Consider the following 22,679-nt stretch of genomic DNA (forward strand, 5'->3'; position numbering starts at 1 on the left):
CCTCGTTCATCCCGAAGAAGGGGCCTTCTATTACATCAGCTCTATGGTCAGTTTCTTGGCTTGACAGTTACTGTGATTTTCTCGCTAGATGTCTCGCCTGATGCATTGACTAATACCGCGTAGTATTCATATACACCTGGTGTCTTATCTTTAAGTTTCGTAACTGTCATCTGAGCCGCAGGGGTAGCCGTGCTTAGTGTCTGTGTGTCGACTACTTCTCCATTCTCATACAAACGGTACTCAGTACCATTGGTTCCCCACCACATATTCATCACAACGTCGTAAGTTCCATCCCCACTCCAGTTGTCGTGGGATACTATAGGCTTGCCCGGCGCTGCATCTGTAACAGTAAGGATTAGCGGATCGCAGGTTGTCGAACCGAAGCTGTTGACTAGCTCGCACGTGTACGTGTAGGTTCCATTTGATTTGCCCACAATATCCGTACTCATGGCTTGTGCATTCGGTGAGCTGTCCGTCAGCATCTGGGTACTGATCAGTACATCGTTTTCATAGAGCTTAAACTCGGTACCGTTGTTCCCCCACCAAAGATTCATCGTGACGGCATAGCTGCCATCTCGAAGCCCGGTGTCGTGCCCATTATTGTCAGATAACACTGGCTTTCCAGGGGCTCCACCAGCAAGCGGAGTTGTACTCTGGAGCCATTGTGACCAACGGACTAGAACCTCTGCCTGCTCAGAAGTGAACACCTGATTGCTCTGGAGATTCACTTCACTATTAAAAGCTTCCAGCAAGCTGTGAACTTCTGCGCCAGCATGCTGCTGAGCTTTTTCTTTGGCGATCGCCAGCTGCTGCTTAAGTGAATTGGTTACGTTTTCTAAATCTGGAGCACCCGTCTCAGCTGCAAAATTTTCGGATAATGCCGACAAGCTGTCAAATGTCGCATATACACTATACGAATGCTCTGCCAGCCCGACATTGCCCGCCGCATCCTCGGCTTTCGCAGTTACACTATGAGTTCCCGCTTCCAGCGTATACGCTTTAACATCTGCGAGCGTTGAATCACATGGCGAATAAGTAATGCCTGATACAGTATCAGCTGCACTACAGGTGATGTTTAATGTCTGCTCTATGGTATAGGAACTCTCTCCTTTAATTACTACCTGTGGTGCGGTCCGATCAATCTTCACCACAGCAGTCTTCTGCGGCTGTTCCACATTACCCTCTCTATCAACGCTCCAATAAACTAACTTATGTGTTCCTTCATTGGACAAAATAACTGAATTCCCGGTTTGCTGCTCGCCATCGTTTACTGTGAAATAGGTTGCCGCAACACCAGAGCCCGCATCTGTAGCTGTGAAGGTTACCAACGTATCCTTGTTGGTCCAACCTTGTGGCGCATCATCCGTTGTCACCGGAGCTGTTGGGTCCGCCCCTTTCACTACGCCATAAAAGCGTAATTCCGCCATGTTACCAAACCAATTACTACTATTATAGATCCGGATATAACGATAGGCTTCTGCGTTACTAATACTTAAGGTCTGCCAATCCATCGTTTTTCCTGCAGGAGAGGAGATTGTCGTCCAGCTTGTATGATCATTCGAACCCTGAACCACAGTCCCATTAATTCGTGTAAAATAATTATCTTGCCTGGAAAGCACCTCTGCCTTGGACAGCTGGACCCTATTCCCTTCTTTAAAATCAAACGTTATAAATCCTCCATATCCACTGCCATTTACCCGAAAATCCGTAATTGTGCCTGCATTTCCATCGAATAATGATCCCACAACATTCCTGAGATCGGTGGGTGTTCTCCCACTGGAATCACTAAAATTAGTAATCGCAAGCACATTACTAATCAACTCAGTCTCATCGGGAATGTACAGAGAGGAACCATCTGTAGTTGATGTTTTTTCCGGCCCCTCGATTCCCTCCTTTGACTTGTATTTAATACTAAAGTTCACAAGTCCAGGTTGTGCCTTATTGCCCATGACCGCTTCAGCCGTCCAATTGATCTTATCGACAGTAGCAACGGTTGCGACTTGATCCTGAATAATGACATTCACTTGGTTAATTGCATCGCTTGCTTTAAAAGACAATTTCACCGTGTCCCCAGTCACAATTCGTTTCTGGATACTTTGGTCGGAGCTAATGGACACCGCATCAAGCTTTGAATTGATTGTAACATCACCATACAAACGTAGTTCAGCCATGTTTCCATACCAGTTGTTTCCATTGGTGATGCGGATATAACGATAGGGTTCTGTGCTGTTAATCGTCAACGTCTGCCATTCCGGCGTATTTCCTGCTACATTAGAGATCGTAATCCACGTCACATTGTCGTTGGAGCCTTGCACCACTGTTCCATTAATTCTGCCCGTATAATTGTCTTGCCTTCCGATTACTTCTACCCTAGACAGCAATGCCTGACCGCCTTCTTTAAAGTCAAAGGTTAGATATGCACCATAACCACTGCCATTTAAACGAAAATCAGTGATGGAACCTAAATGATTATCAAATAAAACTTTTGCTGTTGCCAAAAGATCAGCCGGATTTCTTCCACTGGAATCGATTAGGTTTGCTATCTCAAGCACATTAGCGATAAGTCCCGTCTGATCTGCAATGAATAAAGTAGAACCATCTGTTGTAAAAATAGTCTCTACTGCATCCGCTCCAGCTGCCGTTTTATAATTGATCTTAAATTTCACAGTACCTGATGGAACATTTTCATTCACCACAAGCTTAGCTGTCCAGTTGATATTGTCCACAGAACTGACTGCAACAGGCTGACCCTGTATATGGGCCGTGGCATTATGGATCATTTCTGTAGACTTAAAGGATAATTGAATCGTATCCCCTGGTATAATTCGATTTCTTAAGCTTTGATCCGAGTGAATGGACACGGACTCTAATTGATTTACTGTCTCATACCGCTGGCCAAAGATTCTAAATTCAGCAATTTCCAGCATAGTACTCGAAGGCTTTATCATTTCCATTTTCAAAAATCGGAATTTTTCATGCTCCAGGCCTGCTTGAACCTCAAGTCTCTGCATCTCTTCAGTAACTGTTGTCAAGCCGGGGGTTAAGCGGGTCCAATTTTCTTTGTCATTCGATCCGAACATTGCAACGCCGCCAATTCTCTCCGGAAAACTAGCTCTTACCTGAAGCTCAAAGCTTTCTGCTGATATTTGAAAATCCGGTCCTAAATCCATGTAATGCGCCCGATCCTGCGCTGTATAATACCCCACAAAACTATCATTTGTGTTGTCCAGCAGGTTCGGGACAGCGTTACCAAAGGTTGAGCTAACAAACATATTCGTAAAATTAACACTTCCATCTTTCATTAATGGCGTCAATTCTTTAAGACTTTGCACTGCGAGATTCAGGTCAAATAACTTCTGATAGAAGACCTCGTCAGTGGCAGTAGTAATTACATCCATTACCTCAGCGTGCACTTGCTTATAGTGAGCTAACGTTGCCGAAATGTAAGGCACATCAACATGATAAGGAGAAATGACGGCGTTGACGGCAGATTGCCGATCATTCGCTACTACAACACTAACATCCTTGGCTGTAACCGAAGTTCCATCTGCGGCACTCACTACAAAGGAGTAGGTTCCCGCATGTGCTCCAGACCAAGAGAAAACACCTGAAGTCTCATTGAACACTGCACCCTCAGGTAACTGATCCGCTTGATAGGTAACAACATCCGTTGCACCTGCGTCTGTCGCAGAGAAATCAAATTGAATTGCAGCTGTAGATCCCTCATAGGTAAATAAAGATACTGGTGCCTTTCCTGATGTAAATACTGGAGGGGTAAGCTGTGCCCCAGCTTTTAAATTAATATGGTCAATATCGACTGTTGTTCCATTTCCTTTTACATTAAAATAGACAAGATCGCTGAAGCCTTGGAACTCATTGAACTCATACTGAATATACCTCCATTGCCCCTTTGTATCAGGCAGCGTAACGGTATCGCCAAACACCTCCATGGTTGCTATGCCATTAGTCCGAATCTTAAAAGCAATGATTCGTTCGCCACTGCTTGCACCCACAAAGGCAATTTTACTGCCCTCATCTGTTGCGGTAATTTCAACGTAAGTAGTGTCTCCTTCTTGTTTTGTGGTGGAGTGACCATCAAGCTTCGTGTACCGGTCTTCTAGTTCTCTCAAATCTGGATTCGTTATCACCTTCGGCAAATTGAGCGTACCCTCGTCCTCTGCTTCTTTAGGAATGTACAGCCAATAATCCCCGCCTCCATCCGGAGACTCCCAATAGAAAGGCAATCGCTTAGCAAACATCTCGCTAAAATAAGGAGCTTCAACCTCCATATTTATTCCAGCTGTATATTTATAATAATAATAAAGATCATAGACATTACCGCCAATTCTCCCCCTGTAACCGCCAGCCAAGTGTTTATAGATAATCGTTGGATTTCCATTTACATCTGTATGTGCCGCCACTGGAATCCATGGTGTATCATGGCCAATCATATACTGCGCAAAGTAGTCGGCAGCTTTTAAAATCCGTTGATCTAGAAATTCATACGGCCCCACCGCATTTGGCGCACTAGAAACAGTCCCCTCTACCGGATTTACCTTTGTTTCCTGAGCCAATAATAAACGTGATAAAATCTCTACATTCGTTATATCCCCAGCGCCATGCGCCTGATCTCTGCCCATTTCAACATGCTGAACTACGGGTGGATTAACTTTTTCCCCTGTTACAATATTTGTATCAACCCATCTGAATAAAGCTTTTATCGCGCCATTTTGCCCCTGATCGACAGCGGTTTTATTGACGGTAAACCATTCAACTCCCTCATTGTACCTCTCTTTATTTCCTGTAAAAATATAACCTGACATAGCTCCAAGCAGCGGATAAAGATGCTGGTTCATAAAACGATCATTTGTGTGTTGGAACGTTTCAATAACCGGATTAATAAGATTATTCGTAAAATCAGCGACATCTTTTTCCGTCCATTTCAGCTCTTCAGTTTGAGCACTTGTGTACCTTAAGATTTCCGCCGCAGTAACCATTCGATTAAGTGGAATTCCTGTATGAATATGTGCATCATTAAAATACACGTATTTCTCAGGGTCCATCTGTGACCAAATCCGGATAATATGCATGGCATTGGCTCTGTAAACCTCATCACCCGATATTACATACAATAGAGCTTGTGTATAAGCCTTCAAACCATCCGCTATAAATCTTGAATTAAAGCCCTGGCTATTAAAAGCATCGCTCGCTGGTTTCAACGGATTCGCACCACTTTGATTGTTGGAAGTGACCGTCCTTGAAGCTGCCGGAGAGAGAAGCATCTGATTATAATAAGTGATCCAGGGTTCTTTTTGCGCCCGTACCTGTGTCCTAATATTCTCAAGAATATCCTTGGTCAGGCCAACACCCGGATGTTTGAATCCGCTTTCATCTATAACCTCATTAATGGTAGGTTGGTAATCCGTAATTATCGACAGCTCTGTCGATTCTACTGCGGCTCCTTCTGCCGATAAAGGCACTAGCGTTACCAACAAACTTAAGGAAACTGTGATCCTAAAAATACGTTTAAGCGATTTTCCAAAGAGTAGCTCTTTAAATGAATTCATTGTTCTCCTCCATTCATTTACATCCTCTGATTTAATGCAAATAAATACCGCTGGCAAATTCATTCACTACAAAATGTTTGTTATTCAGGTCGACAATAACCTCTCCATTAATCTGAAGATTATAAAAATAAATATCCTTCACACCTCTTTCCTCGTCATAGCCGAATATACGGGAAGGATTGATATTCTTCCCATTGTAGGTGATATCGCTAAACTCTATATTTTCGATACATCGTCCTGGCACCGGATTATAGGTTTTATTCCACACCACGCGGACATCAAACAGCTGCCCCAGTTCAAAATCCTCCACCCGGATATTTTTGAAAGTAACCTTACGAACGGTATTGTTGTCCCCTGCACAGATTGCCATAACCCCCCAATAATTTTCCTGCGGCTCGTGATGCTCAAGCACATCGATATTTTCAAACCAAATATTTTCTATAAAATCGCCATTATGTTGGTGATCACCATGAATACCGACATGCATGGCATGAGCAACGTCCGCCCAGAGTATGGAATCTTTAACCGTGATATGGCGTGAGTCTCCATAATACTCTCCACGGCTGCCGTAAATGGCAATGCAATCATCAGAAGTTCTCAAGAACACATCTTTAATATCCACATTTGAGCTAGCCATCATATCAATTCCATCACACCAGCCGCGTGTACTGAAAGCTTTGAAGTTATGAATGCGGATATGTTTAGACGCTCCGATATATATACTGTAATGCGGAGGATCAAGCGTGATGATCCCTTCGATCTCAATCTGTTCAGAATGCTGGATTTGAACGCCTCTTAAATAAGTGGTTTTCTCCATATCCGCTAAATACAGAACACCTCTGCCGCGAACAACAACATTCTCAGCATGGTCAATCATTATGGATCCGCAAAGGAGCGCGCCTCCGGCAATATAAACTGTGGTCCCAGAAGGGATATGCAGCATTGGATTCTCGAATTGATGAAGCCCGGGCATAAAATATATCGTCTGACGCTCCCCATTAGCCCTTTCTGACAAATGCTGAGCTTGTTCTGCGATAGCCGCAAATTGATGTATTCCTGGTTGGACAAGCACTACATTATCATCGTCAAGTTTAGGTGGGGCTGTCTCCAAGGGGTTGGCAAAAAGATGCAAGTTACTAAAACGTTCTCCATTGATTTCAATGGAAAGCTTACACGGGTGCTCCAATGTGAACAAAAGGGTATTCTCTTCGATTTGAAAGGGAATATGGGTTGCCAAAGGGCGAATAACCGCTTGTTCAATCTGCCGGTTATTACAATGAACAGAGACCTCCACCGTGCCTTCCATATCAAAATAAACCATCGATGTCGATCGAACCTGATGCATATCCACCTTTGCTTCAAAAACAAACAGTGCTTGCCATACCCCACCAGGCTCTCGTACACTCACTGTAAAATCGTCTTTCCCCAGGGCTTCATTCGGCTGCTCATAAATAATTAATTCGCTCATTTCTACCTCCGTTATCTTAGAATCAACTCACTTAAGGGTTTAATAAATAGGCTGGAGCAAGCTTTTGCTCCAGCCTATCATCCAGTACTAATCAGCGAACGCTGCTATTTACGATCTGCCAGCACTTTATTTACCTCATCCGTTACTTCCTGACCTCCGGCCTTTAGCCAGCTATCCTTGAAATTATCAAAATCTTTACCCGTGTTCGCTTCTCCTGTAATTGCTTTGATAACAAACGTATCTTGCAACGTCTTCAGATTGCCCCAATACTTGGGTTTGCTTGTTAATACGGCTGGTCCCAGTACATCTAGCAATGGTGTAACACCTGGAGTGATCTTGTCTCTCAAATCTAGCAATTCTTGTTTTACCGTATGTTTTTCCATTGAAGTGTCTGTGGAGCTAAGTGGATTATAGAAATTACCTGCTCCCATCTTCGGAGCACTAACCTCTTCATCCGCTTTTGGAATGGCAAGGTCCCCTTCCATATCATAGCTCACACCCAATTGACCGAAACCTGTCAGCAGAAAACCTTCGGAATCCGTAGACACATATTCGAGAATTTCCATAATCTTATGACGTTTCTTCTCATCCTTTTCGAGTTGAACACCGAACAATACCGGTGCCTGTCTTGCACCATACGCGAAAGAATAAGCAACGCCATCTGGAGCTGTAAACGGCTTGCCAGGCACGAATATTTGACCTTTCTCTAGACCAGGTTTTGCGACAAACCCAGATTCTTTATAAAAATTGCCCCACTTCCCGTTATCCACCATACCCACTTTTTGATCAGCAAATTTAATATTGATTTCGTTATTATCACTAGTTATGAATTCAGGATCAATCAGACCTGCTTTGTACCATTTGCTCAATAACGCCAATGCTGATCGCGTCTCTTCTGTAATGCCTCCATAAACTACGTTCCCGGAAGCATCCTTCTTGAACTGATAAGGGGAAACAGCAAATGCTGAGAATACACTTGTGAACAATTGCTCTGGAAGCTTGCCGCGGCCGATTAAGCCGTAAGTATCCTTCTTCCCATTTTTGTCCGGATCTTCATTAACAAATTTGGTGAGTACATCCTCAAGCTCTTCCAATGTCTTGGGTGGTTCTGAGTAGCCAATATTTTTCAGCCAGGCTTCATTATAGCCCGGAATAAATCCATCAAGACCACCTGGCCAAATTTTCGGGATCCCCCAGTTTTTTTCGTTGTATAAGCCTACGCCCCATGCCCCGGAATCAACCGAATCCAATGCTGCTGCATATTTCGGCATCAGGGATTCAATTTCAGCCTTATCAATCGTCGCAATAATCCCTTGATCTGCCCATTGCACCATATCCGTTTCGTTTGCATCGACCGGGAAGATATCAGGAATATCTCCAGAAGCTAGAAGCACCGAAAATTGTTCTTTCCAAGTTCCACGTTCCAATTTAATATTTTTGATTTTTACATTAAATTTCTTCTCGAGCTCTGTTTGCACATAGTTACCGTCTTCTTCTGGCGTATTAAAGTTGTTCGCCCAAATAATTTCAATCGGAGCTTCAGCTGCTGATGCCCCCCCTTGACCTTGATTCGTCGCCTTCGCTTCGTTAGTGCTATTATTCGCCGCATTCCCGCCGCAACCACTCATGACAAGTGAAGCCGATAGGGCTATCGCAGCAATTCCCAACCATTTCTTGGATGTATGCCTCATATTCTTTTATTTCCTCCCTTTTTTTGTTCATCTATATATTTAGACAGCCCGCGGATATAGCGGACTGTTTAAACCGTTCTGAGCCTTCTAACCCTTAAGTGATCCAACCATAATTCCTTTGACGAAGAAACGTTGCAGGAATGGATAGATCATTAATATAGGCAGTGCTGTAAACATAATAATCGCCGCTTTGACCATTTCAGGAGCCTGCTCATTGGTAGGAAGTGGTAACATCGGATCTCCTTCGGCTGAAATAACAAGCCGTCTTAAGAAAAGCTGCAGTACAATCTTTGATTGATCCTGCATATACAACATTGCATCAAACCAAGCGTTCCAGTGCCCTACTGCAGTCCATAGGGCTAATGTTGCTAGAACAGGCTTCGACAGCGGAATAACAATCGTAAATAAGATCCGCATATCATTAGCCCCATCTATTTTAGCTGAATCCTCCAGTTCCTCCGGTATACCCATAAAGAAATTTCGCAGGAGCAGAAGATTAAACGTGCTGAGCAGGCCGGGGACAATATAAACCCATAACGAATTTATAAGTCCCAGACTTTTGATTAGCAGATAGGTAGGGATAAGCCCGCCGCCAAAAAACATCGTTACGACAATGAACATTGTATAAAATCCCCGGTGCGGCAAATATTTACGAGATAGCGGATATGCTCCCAGTGACAGAAACACGAGTGTCAGAACTGTTCCTACAACTGTGCGGAAAACCGTATTCCCCATCGTTTGCCAGACCGTATCTGTTGTCAGTACACGCTTCCAAGCAAAGAAGGAAACTTCTTTGGGATAGAAATGAATTCCCGGCCGTAGTGCTTCCGCAGGGGTGCTAAACGATATAGAGAGCACATGCAAGAAGGGATAAATCATCGTAATACAAAGAATGATTACAAATAGGATTAGAAAGACTTGGAATACTTTTTCACCAGTGGATAGCTTCAATTGTAGTTACTCCTTCCTTACATTCATTCATTAATAAAGACCTTCCTGCCCCATTTTTTTCGTTATGAAGTTAGCAAATAACACCAGGATAAGACCCACCACATTTTTAAATAATCCAACAGCCGTCGTTAGACTGAACTGAAAGTTTTGCAGACCTATCCGGTACACATAAGTATCTAACGTATCCGCCACCCCATATACAGCTGGTGAATAAAGTGTTAAGACTTGATCGAAGCCAGCATCCAGCACACTCCCTACCCGAAGAATAAGCAGAATAGCAATCACCGGCAGGATCGAAGGAATGGTGATAAATAACGTTTGTTTCCAGCGATTGGCTCCGTCCAGAACTGCAGCTTCGTACATTTGGGAATCGATGCTTGCTAATGCAGCTAAGTATATAATTGTTCCCCAGCCGATTTCCTTCCATATTCCTGACATAACGAGCGTAAAGCGGAAATATTTCTCGCTGCCTAAAAAGTAAATGGGATCAAAGCCGAGCCACTGAATAATATAATTGACCACACCGGAATTCGGAGATAACAAAGTGATCAATATCCCCCCTATAACGATCCAGGATAAGAAATGGGGTAAATAGGATATCGTCTGTGCAACCTTCTTGAAGAAGGAAAACCTAAGTTCGTTAAATAACAGAGCCAATATGATCGGTGCAGGAAAACCAAAAATAATATGGTAAAAACTGATAATAAGCGTGTTCTTAATGATTTTCCAAAAGTCGGGTGAAGCTGTGAACAAGTATTCGAAATGCTTTAAACCGACCCAAGGACTTCCCCAAATTCCATCACGAATAAAATAATCTTTAAAGGCCAGTTGAATGCCATACATCGGGCCATAAGCAAATACGGTATACCAGATGATCACGGGAGCTAGTAATAAGAATAAATATTTGTTTTTTTTGTATTGGCGCCAAGTATGTGTCCACCTCGAGACTTTCGGTTTAAGATTCTCTCCCTGTTTTTGAATGCCAGCAGTGCTTGCCGGGTTCATAGTTGTTTTCTCCTTCCGAATACGATTTTGCGTTAAGACTGTGTCTGAACACCCCTTACGTTAGGGCATTGTAAGCGCTTTTTCTATTGTAAATTCATTAAAATCAGTAAATTATCTTCGTATTGGGGCTATAATTTTTCGAACAAAAGAAAAGACAATCGCGAGACGATTGCCTTTTCCACATGGATTGAAGAATTATGCACTTGAATGGTTCGAATGGTTTGCATTGCCTGCGTTCCTATACTGGACCGGTGTAACTCCGTAACGTGTTTTGAATTTGTTGTGAAAATATTGCGGGTTACGATAACCCACCTGAGCAGAAATCTCAGCCACGGACAGCTGCTTTTTTTCTCTTAATAAATCAGCCGCCTTCTCCAACCGCACTCGGGTTACATATTCAGTGAACGATTCATTCATAACGGTTCCGAACAAGGTAGAAATATACGATGGCGCCAACGAAGCAACCTCAGATAATTTATTTAGCGATAAATCCTCTTGAATATTATCATCGATAAAGATTTTTAATTTATGAATGATCTCTGTATGTGCGTGGTTTCCTGACTCTTGAATATAAGCTGTAATTTGTGCCGATAAATCACGAATGGAATCAAGGGTTTCGGCCAACGTCTCCTTTTTGAACTCATCGAACAGACTGGAAGGCGAAACGATTTGTTGCAGATCAAGCTCAATAATGGTCTGATACAGGACCGTAACCAACTGAAGCAGGCCTAACTCAACCGTCTCCAATTGGACATCACCTTTCTCCATGACCCTTTGGAAATCGTCCATAAACCTGTTCATCGTAACGTCATTGCCCGCCTTTAAGGCATTTTTATAAAGATCAAAAGAGAATAAGTGTGGTGTAACATCGTTAAGCGGGATATTTGAATACCGCGCAATAGCTTCCGAACCATAGATAAACCGATATCGATAGGCATGTAAGGCATTTTGATACGAAAAGGGGATTTCTTCAGGTGCCTGAACCTTCGATCCAAGCGCTGCTCCAAAGTGTAGTTGCTCAGGCAACACATTTTTTATAAGCTCCAGTTCCTTCAATAATAAAAGCTCCAGCTCTTCGTGATCCTTATTCAACTCACTGAAATAGATAAGCGCCGCTTCCTGGGTATTTAAGCTGACGAATTTATAAAAGCTATAGGCAGCATGCTGTTCATAAAAAGCCCTGAATTCCTCGCAATCTCCCTTAGTTATACGAATATAGCTAGTCATGTAATGACATTGCAAAGGTAAATAATCGTAGTAATCCGAGCCAACGCCTGCACCTAATACCAGATTTTTTAGTTCATTCACTTTAGCTTTAGATTCTAAGGTTTCGATTTTTTGACCTAGCTTTGAGATTGTACTACCAATAATAGCGAATTCATTTTGCGAATAGTTTACGGTGCCTGGATGATAAAAGCTGCGAACATTGTTAACAAGCTTCTTCATCGGAACATATACACGTTTGGAAATCAAATAAGCGAATAGAAGCCCAATTAACAATACCAGGATACAGCTGACAAATATTTGGCTCTTCAGCTGCTTTGATGAGGATACAAATGAATTCATAGGCCGTATTAATACGTATTTCCATTGATTATTCGAGGTTTGGTCATTTTTAAAAGACAACACATATTTGTCGCGTTTATTATAATGAATTTCCTTATTATTCCCCGCTGACTTCATCCATTGCTTAGCAGTCTTAAGCCCCTCTTCGACGTTCGAGCCCGTATGGATAATAGGGCTGCCCTTTTCATCAAAAGCATATAGCTTTTCCATCGGCGAGCTCATCGTGCTGGAAATCATTTTATTGATGTATTCTAAGCTAACGTCAATGTACATGGTGCCTGTTGATGTTTTTGATAAAGCACCATAGGGAAGGGCGATTGCGTAAGTCAACACCTCTTCTTCATCCGATAACGTTCTATATGTCCAGCGGTTTAAGGCTGGTGTCACTGAAGTTTTCAAGAAGGAAGCATCTGGAGAATTGTCCAGCTTCGAATAAAATTGGCTGTTATCGATGATATAATTTCCTTTCTCGAAGTATGTGGATATTTTGTAAACGCCTTCATTAGTAAGCTTGAAAATTTCGAGATCCTTGCGAAAAGCTAATATTCTGCTCGTATTGCCTTCCCATTCACTGTCCAGTAAATAATTCAGCATAGACTGATTTTCTAACGACAAGGTAGACACTGCTCGGTTGCGGATACTGTTTTCGTATTTTTGCAGCAGCGTATTCTCCACAAAATCACTTGAAGTCATCAGTCGTTGCTTACTGTCTCTGGCAATCTCATCCACCATTAAGCGATTAGCCTGAACATACAGATAACTGCCCACAAGTCCGATTAAAACAACGGCTAATAATGTGAATGAAAAAATCAGATGGGTAAACCATGTGCCTCCATTTCTTACTCTGCCGCCGATCTTCATCACAAGCCCCCCTTTAGTTCATAACCCTATCTCTGTAACTTTCTAAATTGAAAGCATTTATAATTAAAGATACTAAAATGCACCAACTTTAGCCATTATAAAATCTTCTGTTTAAAGATAACGCATCTTATAAAACCGAAAAAAACAGGCTTCCCCGAAATTAATCGCTGGAAACCTGTTTATTAACCTATACAAAACATCTATCGCGACAAAGAAAGTAACTTCAATGCCCCCGCTCCCTTTTTGAATATTCCTTCACCCATGCAATCCATTCTAACCTGTGCGTATACATAAGGATCACAAAGCTCCCAAACCATACCCACAGGATAGGAGCAGACCACTTACTGATGCACAAATAAACAAAAAGGAGCAGCATTCCGCTAACCACTTGCACACCATCCGAGACAGGTGAATTCCCTCTGCTTTTGTACCCGCTGCCGAGCACTTTCAACACTGCCAGGATAACTGCTAATGCTAAAGAGGCCTTGAATCCTGTCAACGCGCTCCATACCCCAAAGGTTACGGCGATCGCCTTCCCTCCTTTTCCTTTAAGAAATGGAGAGAAGGCATGACCGGCAATAGGAGCTAAGGCTAGCGGAATAATGAAATAACCCTGACTATAATGACTTTCCATTACCCATAAAAGAGGCAAATATCCTTTTAAAAAATCCAACAACACCCCAAAAATTCCGAATTTATAGCCAGATGACTTCCATAGATTCAAAGCCCCCGGATTACCGTCGCCAATGTCTTTCAAGTTCTTTTTACGCGCAAGACCAAGCCAATAGGAAAACATAAGAGATCCCGACAAAAATAAACCCGCGACCCACAATATGATCATTAGTCCCTAGGGCCTCCCACCTGAATATGCCTTCCTTTCCAGCTTACATGCCTCAGAAAAACAACCTGATAAATCGAATACAGCATGATCAAGATAAAGAAAACAGTTGCCACCACGTGAAATACAGGAATAACGATGCCAAATACACCTACATATTTTATAAAATAAAAGAGCTGGAACATATAAAGGAGATAACCGATCAATAAAGGCATAAACCATGTAGTATTCGCAAAAATAAACACAGTTTCTGAGATGATGAGTCCGATCACCCAAAGCGCGATTGGAATAATTGTCCGCGGGCTTATCGTTGAGGTGCTTAAGACAGCCCCTTTACTGAAGCCTTCAATCTCACTTTTTATCCCCTTCGGATACATACGAAAAGATACTAAGCCATAACCGATAAAATTTCTAATGGGAACACCTGCAGCGATAAACTTCTCTCCTAAAGACAAATCATCCAGCACTTCAGATCTAATGCTTTGATGGCCATTAACTTTTTCATAATCCTGCCTTAAAGCTAGAATACACGAACCGTATAATCCTTTTTTAGCGTTATTCTTTTCAAAAACAGAGGTGAATGTGAAGATCCCCAGCATATTCATGATTAAGGCAAGTTTCTCAAACAGCTTTTCTGTATGATGAAAAGGAACTACCGAAATGACACCTTTCGATAGCTCCCTTGCTTTTAATAATGAGGCCAGAGCGTTAGGCTTTAACCGGATATCTGCATCCAAGAAAGCAAAAATATCGCCCGAGGCTTGTAAATATCCATTCCAGACTGCCCAGCTCTTGCCCGTCCATCCCTCAGGGAGACTGCTGTTGGCAATAACCTTAACTCCATAGCTTTCGGCAATTTCCTTGGTCCGATCCTCCGAGAAATCATCCACAACAATAATTTCATAGGGGGTAATGGTTTGGAGCTGGAGTGAGTCGAGCAGAAAACGCAAATTGTATTCTTCATTTCTTGCGGGGATGATGATGGACAATTTCTCCGGTCCTTGAAAATGTTCGTGATCGGCAGCCAATATATTCTTTCTAAACAATATAAAACCGGAGAGACATCCAACACCTATAATAATTAACAACCACATTTACAGCTCCCCCTCCTATAGCTATATATATGAAGGGTTAGTCCGTAATATATTCAATTCAAATTTAACCGACATTTACTTTTGCTGAGTATTGATTAAGCTTTTCTGTACACAAGAGCATAACGATGGCGAAAAAAACGATCATTGCAGGAAAAATACCCAGCGTGAATTTCGAAGCTAATAAGCCGATAAAAGGCGGCATCAGCGTGGTGCCGGTATAAGCTGTTGCCATCTGAAAGCCCATAATCGACTGAGCATGTTTCTTCCCGAATCGTACAGGGGTTTCATGTAGCATACACGGAAAAATAGGGGCTAACCCTAAACCTATAATCATAAATCCTACAAGTGAAACTATAGTTGGAAGCGGCAATACTAACAGCACCGTACCGATTAAAGCAATGAGCTGGCCATATCGAATTAGCTGTTTATTACTCATTTTAAAAGTAATGAAACCCGTCACCATTCTACCAAAGGTAATCCCTAGATAAAAAAATGATACCCATGTCGCTGCAGTTGATGCAGGAATGTCTTTAATGTTTACAAGAAAGCTGCTCCCCCATAAGCCCATACTCGTTTCGATGGCAGAATAAAATAAAAAGGTTAACATTGCTAGCTTTACCCCTCTTAATTTCCATGGTTTTGTGTTCTCTGCGGCATGCTCTAGCTCCGGATGATTGAACTCAGGATCACTTTCAGCATTCGGGTGGTTATTGCTCCCAGCCACTCTATCCCATAAAGGCAGTGTAACGAATAAAATAATGACTAAGCTCAATTGTATGTAAGCAACCGTAAGATAACCTTGCCGCCATAGACCTTCTCCAGAGATAAAAGAGCCCATAATAATAGGACCCAGCGTGGCGCCCACTCCCCAGAAACAGTGTAACCAACTCATATGATGGGCTTTATAATGCGTAGCCACATAACTATTTAATCCGGCATCTACAGATCCCGCACCTAAACCAAGTGGAATTGCGGCAATAATTAACCAGACTAACGAAGGTGACCCTGCAAAACCAAGCAACGCTACAGCAGTCATGATACAGCTAATAAGAGTTACTTTCCCTGTACCAAAACGTTTAAGGATAACACCACTCATTAAACTGGACACAATTGTCCCTACTGCAATAACCATCGAAAGAATTCCAGCAGTACCTAATGAAGCATTTAAGTCCATTCTCATCACTGGCCAAGCGGAGCCAAGCAATGAATCCGGCAAGCCTAAACTAATAAATGCTAAATAAATAATAATAAGAAAAAAAGTTGCCATAGTTATCTCCTTAATTGTTCTCATCTATTTGTTGTGAAACTAATAAGCCTAATCCAAGACTTTGTAATCCATTCAGATAATCACGTTTCAAGTTACTTACCGCTAACGCTGGAAGATGCTCCTTCGGAACGTATGTTGCACTCCGTTCATAGATTTGATTAAGCATGGCTGGAGCTAATTCATCCTCACAAAAAATAATATAATGCGGATTCAAAATAGAAGTCATAGTAGCCACTAATCGACTAATCGCATCCACACTATGATTCGATTGCATATTTGATCCACCAGGATCTCCAGTTAATGCCTCTATGAAATTTTTATGATCATACTGTGGCAAAAATTGAACTTCTCCTGAAAAAAACGTCTTTCCTCGCACGATTTCACCATTGACCGCGATCCCAGCCCCCGGACCATTTTTCCCTAAATACAGATACATTAGAGATATATTCTCTTTCAAATTTCGTTGCGTCATATAGCCGATTACAGCGGCATTCATATCATTTTCCACGATTGTCGGAATAGATAGTTGATCTTCTATGTGTCTTTTCAAATCTAAATTCTGATATTTCTCATAACCCGGAATCAGAAAAATCTGCCCATGATTCACCGCACCTGGAACTCCAATAGCCACAGAATGGATTTTAGGATTGGCCTTTTTTTCATTTTCAATAAGCATGACCAGTTTACTAACATCTTCCTCAAGAATACTGGGCAAACTCCCTTCTTTGATTACCTCCCCAATGCAATTATAGATGGTATAATTGGTTTCATTTTTTTCCAAAAAAATAGCCATCCCTAACCGATAATTCGGATTATAGGTGTATCTTATTGCCCTTCTTCCCCCACTTGACTCATCCAGACCGCTGACCGTTATTTCCCCTGCCTCTTCCATCTGCATTAGAAATTTACTTATCGTTGGGAAACTGTATTGCAATTTATGGCTTAACTCTGCCTTCGTTGCTTTTCCTAGTTCTAATAATGCTGTTCGAATATTTCGGATAATTTCAGATTTCATTTGCTGTGAAGGAAGTCGTTTCTCACTCGCCATGGCTCTCCCACCCTCTCACCTATAGTCATACTGACTTATTAAACGCGTTTAATAAGTCAGTATGACTATAGCAGCAATTAGATCTATCGACAAGTTAATTCTTGAATGAAGACCCTTCAGTAGAGGGTAGATTGAATCAAGGAGGGGGCGTAGACACAGCAAAAAAGAGGGGTAGCCCCCTCTTAGTATTTATGCATATTCCGTTTCTACTTATTGAAACTATCTATTCTTATTTCTCATCCAACCACAAAATCGCTGTAACGCCACGCGGATAATATTTACTGCCCGTGATCTCACCGGAAATAATCTGATCGCTCCAGCTCCAGATGGAAAGCTCCGGATGGGTAAGCCAAGCTACGTGAGCACGATCCGCTGCCGCTCCCCGTTCCTCCCATTCCAGTCCCAGAATGCTGCGGGCGATGAATTGGGAGAGATAGATTTTACTGAGCCAGCTATTATTGCTGGTTGAAGAGATTTTCCAGCCTCCGTCTTCGAATAAGCATACTCCCGGCTGTAACACCGCATGCAGATGCTTGTCGAGTGCGCCAATATAGGCGGCGAACCGTCCATTACGATCAAGAGCTTCTTTGCAGCCTGTAAAGTAAGGGAAGACAAGGCCTTCGATAGCCGGAATGATCTTGGAGTCATTGCCTTCTCCAATGACAGCCGGAATATACCCGTCTGCTGTAACACTTGCCACCATTGTTGCGGCGCATTTTTCAGCCTGATCCCCTGCTGTTTTGGACTGTTCCGCACGCCCATGCTCTGCAAATATTTTCTCCATAGCCAAGTAAGCAGCCCAGCATTTTCCTGCCAGATAAATATTGTTACGAGCCTGACCTAAAGACACATCCAGACTGTCATACGTAGTAATTTCGGCTCCGCCCATCGTACGTGAGCTATCAAGCCCCATGACACCATTTCTTTGTTCAGGATCTGGATGATCGCGATTTACCATGCTATCCAGGCATTTCTCCATAATACTCAGATTACGTTCCATCCAGCCGCGGTCGCCTGTATGCTCTACATAAGTTGCTGCACTCAGCACCCAGTTAACCAATTGTTCATGTGTCATATGTGAGAAACAACCATCAATGCCATAGACCTCATAAGCAGAATACCCCGGACGTGAAACTACGTTGGCTACACCCATATCATGTGTGAAGCTAATTCCACCTGGATACTCTGTATCCTCACCCGGGAAACGCACCGTATCTTCGTAGCTGAATCTTTCCACGAACATATCTAGTTCATTACGTACAGTCCAAGGATTCAAACGCAGCTCATAAAATAACTGATCGACGGTAAGATCAAAGGTATTCATCATCCGGTATTCGCCTTCGTTAACGATCCAAAATGGCTTATTCTTGTAGTCCAGCAATTGCGTGGAGCCATAATAACTACGAATCGCATGCGCTAACATAAAGGTTTGATCTGCGGATAGGTCATCATGAGTAAATCTATCGTTAGCTTGCTCCGCTTCTTGCTTAAGGATATCAAATCTAGCTAATGCATATTCAGCCACTGCCTCTATATTGTTGAAATAATGATTGTAGTAATAAGAAGCATCAATTCCTGAGGTGACATAACCTGAACGGTGAAAACAAATAGCAAAGCGGTAAGTTTCTTTTACTCCGGCTGGAACATCCATGATCAAAGCGCCGACTCGTCCCAGTCCAAAGGTCCAATTCTCCTGCAGCTCCTCCGTTAGAATATCCTCCATCGTGAAATGCAGTGCGGACTTTGCAGTTCCTTTTTCCGCAGCAATCGCAATAAATCTTCCTTGGCCAACGCCTGTAATCTCCGATGATACATCATCCAGTCTTCTCATTCCGCTATACACATCTGTTCCCTGAAAACCAAAGAATGCACGGCGCGAGGTGGCGGATGAGGAGTTGTCCACTTCGAGTTCAACCAGCACTGCAGGCAGCAGCACATCCTTCATTTCTTCTATAGAGGCAGTTTCTGGATCCGGTACAGAACGAACGGGGGACAGAATCCGGAAGGTCAAATCACCCGCACTCCAGCTGTCTGTGGCTACATGAAAATCTCTGGAAATCTCATTCTCTTGAAAAGGGAACAGAATATTCTCCTTATCAGGATTAGGATCCGGATTCTCAATATCATAACGTTTGCTTTCGTCCTCCCCCCCGATTTCATGAAATGGCAGTGTATCATATCCCTTCCCGTCAGCACGTTCTAATCCTATGAATATATTTTGTCTAGGTGGTTTTCCAATCTCCAGATCGAAACCTCCACTAGCTCCTTTGAATCCTAAAGTGAAACTCGCAAATGCACCAATCGGTGAATGATGGGCATTAAAAAATTGATTATGCGCCATAAATAATAACACTCCTTCCAGCATGGTCCCGGATACCTCCGGGCTATATCTCCATGTTATCGATCTTTCCGGAAGTACAACAGGGTTAAAGCCTTCTTTTATTTGGGCAAATCAAACATCGATAAAAACCTATGTTATAATGAAGCCAAACTTTACAGTAAAAGAGGATTGAAATGATCTCGAATGATCCCGCTTTTCATAATTCTATTGATGGCCAGATGTCTCCAGACATCCAAGCGGCTTTCCATATCTTCGCCGCGCATTGGAGAAAAGTAAATCCGGATTGGCAATATCCCGTACACACTCATCCTATGTTTGAGATTAACGTTGTACTGCAGGGTGAGCAACATATGACGGTCGGCAATAAATCTTTTATCCAGCAAAGCGGTGATATTTTGTTCATTCGTCCCGGTGTAGAACATAGCAGCCTCGGTTCGAATGCTAGTCGTGACATGACTTATTACTGCCTGCATTTTGATATTGATGATCTGATTTTACGGCGAGCTTTACTAACAGCAGACGCTGTTAGTCTAAGTGGGAATACCCCGGAGCTGCGAGCCATTCGTTCCGCTCTAGATGTCATTATAAATTCTTCCATCCTGTCAGAGTCAAAGGACACACACAGAAATCGCCTGATTACATTGCATGCTTCGCTGCAACTTCTAACCGCGCTCAGCGGCTGGGTACTTTCGGAGATGCCCCTCCTGGCAGATACAAAAGCTACGGAAAATACCGTCGCCTTAGCTAACGCCATCGAAGGATTGCTGCAAGCATCTGTCTCCTCTGCTGCAAGCACAGGCGAAAGAGGCGGCGGTATTGAGCACATTGCGGCAAAACTCGGATACAGTACAACTCACTGCAATCGTGTTTTCCACCAAATTTATGGCATGTCGCCAAGACAATATTTATCCCGCTTGATCATTCGTCACGCCAAACTGCTGCTAATGGATAATAGTCTATCTGTCGAATCGGTTGCCCACCGGCTAGGATACCGGGATGTGTCCCATTTCAGCAAGCAATTCAAACGCTGGACAGGTCTCCCGCCAATGGGCTACCGCCGTTTAACCGCGAATCCAAATACGCTTTAGTAATTGTTTCGCATACAAAAAAAAGGGATGTACCCCGCAGCCCACTAAGTGGTTACAGGATATATCCCTTTTTATGAATTAACCCTTCGTTGCACCAGACGCAATCCCCTTAACAAAATACTTCTGCAAGGCGATAAACACAATCAGCACAGGCACAACTGACATTGCTGTTCCTGCAAAAATCATATCCCAACGTGAGGAGAATTCTCCGATATAACGGTAAATTTCCACGACCATAGTTTTAGCCTGTCCTGAAGGCAATACCAGCATCGGCATCAGGAAATCATTCCAGATTCCAAGTCCGTTTAAGACCACCATACTGGCTGTGACGGGTCCTAGCAGCGGGAAAACAATTTTCCAGAATATCGCATAACGAGAACATCCGTCGATCTCTGCCGCTTCTTCAATTTCTCTAGGAATGCCTTTGACAAAGCTTGTATACAGCAGGCACCCAAAGCCCACCGCACCGGCTACATAAATTAGAATTGGACCGGCAAGGCTGCCGTATAACCCCAGCATTCTAAGCTCTTTAAACAGAGGAATCATATACGCCTGAAAAGGGATCATCATTCCTGCTAAAAAGTAAACGAACATGAACCGAGTCCATCTGGCATTTCTGCGTTCAATTGCGTAGCCCGCCATCGGAATAATTAAGACCTGTGCCGCAATAGAAACTGCTGTCAAAATCAGACTATTCAGAATAGCCCGTGGAAACTCTGTTTCGGTTAACAGATATTTAAAGCTGTCCAGATAAAGGGTTTTCGGAAAAGCAATGGCATCCTTCATAATCTCTGCATTACTCTTGAAGGCTGACATTAAATTAAAGAAAATAGGAAAGAAAAAGATAATAGCCACTAATAATGTAACAATGAAAAGTGCGATTTGCCCAACTCTTTTGCGTGTCTGCATCGTCATCTTAGAGCTGCACCTCCCGCTTCTGGAGAACCTTCACTTGGAAGACTGTAATGATAAGTATGATTAAGAACAAGACCATCGCCAGAGCAGTACCAAAACCTTGTCTTAATTCACCAAACCCAACCTTATAAATAATATAAGTTAATGTCTCCGTCTCAAAGCCCGGACCACCATCAGTCATGACGGCAATCTGATCAAAAATCTTCAAGGCGCTGATCATCGATAATACCATACATACAGTCATTGACCCCGCAAGCAGCGGAAAGGTAATATGCCGGAACTGTTGCCAGCCCCCTGCTCCATCAATACTGGCCGCCTCATTCAATTCCTGCGGAATACCTTGCAATCCAGCGAGATAAATGATCATATAATACCCCGCGCCTTTCCAAACGGTAGACAAAATAATCGACAGCATCGCATACTTAGGATTGCCCAACCAATCCACAATCCAGGTTCCAAGCCCAACAGACTCTAGAATCTGATTAAATACACCAAAGTTGTAATTCAGGATCATCGCCCAGACGAAACCCATTACGATTCCACTAAGCAACGTAGGGAAATAAAATACACTTCTGAATAAATTCCGGAACCAGCGTACCTTATCGACCATCATAGCCATTGCAATTGCTGCAATATTCTCTAGAACAACAAGTGAAATGGTCATGATCATCGTATTTTTCAGTGCGTTATGCACCCTTGGACTATTCCAAATTTCCACAAAGTTAGCGAAGCCGATATACCTTACGTTGTCGCTAATGCCATCCCATGAGGTGAAGCTTAAATAGACACTGCCTACCGTAGGGACGATAACGAACAAGGTGTACAAAATAAATGATGGTAATATGAACAGCAGAGCGTAGGACTGCCATTTTTTCTTTTTCTTTTTGTGCTGCACAGTGCCTATCAATGACTTGTCAGCATTTACTGCGGATGTAGCCATGGCTACTCTCCCTCCCTTAAAGACCGCGCTTGTTAAAAA

The 22,679-nt window shown here is 42.8% G+C and carries 14 protein-coding genes; 1 reads left to right on the forward strand and 13 read right to left on the reverse strand.

The window, feature by feature from the left end; translation table 11 throughout:
• Window positions 1-47: 47 nt before the first annotated feature.
• The 11 genes from MHB56_RS02270 to MHB56_RS02320 all read right to left on the reverse strand — a co-directional run bounded on the left by MHB56_RS02270 (window position 48) and on the right by MHB56_RS02320 (window position 19,697).
• Window positions 48-5,567: a discoidin domain-containing protein gene (locus tag MHB56_RS02270; protein WP_341143219.1), complete on the reverse strand. Its 5,520-nt coding sequence runs from the start codon at window positions 5,565-5,567 to the stop codon at window positions 48-50.
• Between the two features lie 31 nt (window positions 5,568-5,598).
• Complete coding sequence (locus MHB56_RS02275; protein ID WP_341143220.1) at window positions 5,599-7,035, reverse strand: glycosyl hydrolase family 28 protein; 1,437 nt, start codon at window positions 7,033-7,035, stop codon at window positions 5,599-5,601.
• Window positions 7,036-7,139: 104 nt separating this feature from the next.
• A complete protein-coding gene (locus MHB56_RS02280) occupies window positions 7,140-8,726 on the reverse strand; it encodes an extracellular solute-binding protein (RefSeq protein WP_341143221.1) in 1,587 nt (528 codons plus the stop codon).
• An 87-nt stretch (window positions 8,727-8,813) separates the two neighbouring features.
• Window positions 8,814-9,677 carry a carbohydrate ABC transporter permease gene (locus tag MHB56_RS02285; RefSeq protein ID WP_076129850.1) on the reverse strand — a complete coding sequence of 288 codons (864 nt, stop codon included), beginning with the start codon at window positions 9,675-9,677 and terminating at the stop codon, window positions 8,814-8,816.
• A gap of 30 nt (window positions 9,678-9,707) precedes the next feature.
• Window positions 9,708-10,682 (reverse strand): ABC transporter permease, encoded by a 975-nt coding sequence (locus tag MHB56_RS02290; protein WP_076129849.1) that lies wholly within the window; start codon window positions 10,680-10,682, stop codon window positions 9,708-9,710.
• 195 nt (window positions 10,683-10,877) lie between these two features.
• The gene (locus MHB56_RS02295; protein WP_341143222.1) at window positions 10,878-13,109 is read right to left on the reverse strand and encodes an AraC family transcriptional regulator; all 2,232 of its coding nucleotides are present in this window, start codon (window positions 13,107-13,109) and stop codon (window positions 10,878-10,880) included.
• A 223-nt stretch (window positions 13,110-13,332) separates the two neighbouring features.
• The gene (locus MHB56_RS02300) at window positions 13,333-13,950 is read right to left on the reverse strand and encodes a glycerol-3-phosphate acyltransferase (protein ID WP_076190989.1); all 618 of its coding nucleotides are present in this window, start codon (window positions 13,948-13,950) and stop codon (window positions 13,333-13,335) included.
• Complete coding sequence (locus tag MHB56_RS02305) at window positions 13,950-15,041, reverse strand: glycosyltransferase (protein WP_341143223.1); 1,092 nt, start codon at window positions 15,039-15,041, stop codon at window positions 13,950-13,952. Before MHB56_RS02305 ends, MHB56_RS02300 begins: the two co-directional genes overlap by 1 nt.
• A 64-nt stretch (window positions 15,042-15,105) precedes the next feature.
• On the reverse strand, window positions 15,106-16,308 hold the full coding sequence (locus tag MHB56_RS02310) for an MFS transporter (protein ID WP_076129845.1): 1,203 nt from the start codon (window positions 16,306-16,308) through the stop codon (window positions 15,106-15,108).
• 10 nt (window positions 16,309-16,318) lie between these two features.
• The gene (locus MHB56_RS02315) at window positions 16,319-17,356 is read right to left on the reverse strand and encodes an ROK family transcriptional regulator (RefSeq protein ID WP_111504493.1); all 1,038 of its coding nucleotides are present in this window, start codon (window positions 17,354-17,356) and stop codon (window positions 16,319-16,321) included.
• 229 nt (window positions 17,357-17,585) lie between these two features.
• Complete coding sequence (locus tag MHB56_RS02320) at window positions 17,586-19,697, reverse strand: glycoside hydrolase family 52 protein (protein WP_340033242.1); 2,112 nt, start codon at window positions 19,695-19,697, stop codon at window positions 17,586-17,588.
• A gap of 173 nt (window positions 19,698-19,870) precedes the next feature.
• On the opposite strand from MHB56_RS02320, the gene MHB56_RS02325 reads away from it, so the two are divergent.
• Window positions 19,871-20,785 (forward strand): helix-turn-helix transcriptional regulator, encoded by a 915-nt coding sequence (locus tag MHB56_RS02325; RefSeq protein WP_341143224.1) that lies wholly within the window; start codon window positions 19,871-19,873, stop codon window positions 20,783-20,785.
• 78 nt (window positions 20,786-20,863) lie between these two features.
• Here MHB56_RS02325 and MHB56_RS02330 read toward each other — a convergent pair whose 3' ends face one another.
• The gene (locus tag MHB56_RS02330; protein ID WP_170914270.1) at window positions 20,864-21,700 is read right to left on the reverse strand and encodes a carbohydrate ABC transporter permease; all 837 of its coding nucleotides are present in this window, start codon (window positions 21,698-21,700) and stop codon (window positions 20,864-20,866) included.
• A 1-nt stretch (window position 21,701) separates the two neighbouring features.
• Complete coding sequence (locus MHB56_RS02335; RefSeq protein WP_076129834.1) at window positions 21,702-22,640, reverse strand: carbohydrate ABC transporter permease; 939 nt, start codon at window positions 22,638-22,640, stop codon at window positions 21,702-21,704.
• Window positions 22,641-22,679: the final 39 nt, after the last annotated feature.

Origin of the sequence: Paenibacillus sp. FSL H8-0315 (genome assembly GCF_038005365.1) — a bacterium.
Classification (GTDB): Bacteria; Bacillota; Bacilli; order Paenibacillales; family Paenibacillaceae; genus Paenibacillus_AQ; species Paenibacillus_AQ odorifer.

What these genes read in the sequence shown, in the direction of transcription:
- MHB56_RS02280 (WP_341143221.1), bottom strand. Translation starts at nt 8,726, where the DNA reads ATGAGGCATACATCCAAGAAATGGTTGGGAATTGCTGCGATAGCCCTA.
- MHB56_RS02325 (WP_341143224.1), top strand. Translation starts at nt 19,871, where the DNA reads ATGATCTCGAATGATCCCGCTTTTCATAATTCTATTGATGGCCAGATG.
- MHB56_RS02335 (WP_076129834.1), bottom strand. Translation starts at nt 22,640, where the DNA reads ATGGCTACATCCGCAGTAAATGCTGACAAGTCATTGATAGGCACTGTG.
- MHB56_RS02295 (WP_341143222.1), bottom strand. Translation starts at nt 13,109, where the DNA reads ATGAAGATCGGCGGCAGAGTAAGAAATGGAGGCACATGGTTTACCCAT.
- MHB56_RS02290 (WP_076129849.1), bottom strand. Translation starts at nt 10,682, where the DNA reads ATGAACCCGGCAAGCACTGCTGGCATTCAAAAACAGGGAGAGAATCTT.
- MHB56_RS02305 (WP_341143223.1), bottom strand. Translation starts at nt 15,041, where the DNA reads ATGTGGTTGTTAATTATTATAGGTGTTGGATGTCTCTCCGGTTTTATA.
- MHB56_RS02275 (WP_341143220.1), bottom strand. Translation starts at nt 7,035, where the DNA reads ATGAGCGAATTAATTATTTATGAGCAGCCGAATGAAGCCCTGGGGAAA.
- MHB56_RS02270 (WP_341143219.1), bottom strand. Translation starts at nt 5,567, where the DNA reads ATGAATTCATTTAAAGAGCTACTCTTTGGAAAATCGCTTAAACGTATT.
- MHB56_RS02320 (WP_340033242.1), bottom strand. Translation starts at nt 19,697, where the DNA reads ATGGCGCATAATCAATTTTTTAATGCCCATCATTCACCGATTGGTGCA.
- MHB56_RS02300 (WP_076190989.1), bottom strand. Translation starts at nt 13,950, where the DNA reads ATGATCATATTGTGGGTCGCGGGTTTATTTTTGTCGGGATCTCTTATG.
- MHB56_RS02310 (WP_076129845.1), bottom strand. Translation starts at nt 16,308, where the DNA reads ATGGCAACTTTTTTTCTTATTATTATTTATTTAGCATTTATTAGTTTA.
- MHB56_RS02330 (WP_170914270.1), bottom strand. Translation starts at nt 21,700, where the DNA reads ATGACGATGCAGACACGCAAAAGAGTTGGGCAAATCGCACTTTTCATT.
- MHB56_RS02315 (WP_111504493.1), bottom strand. Translation starts at nt 17,356, where the DNA reads ATGGCGAGTGAGAAACGACTTCCTTCACAGCAAATGAAATCTGAAATT.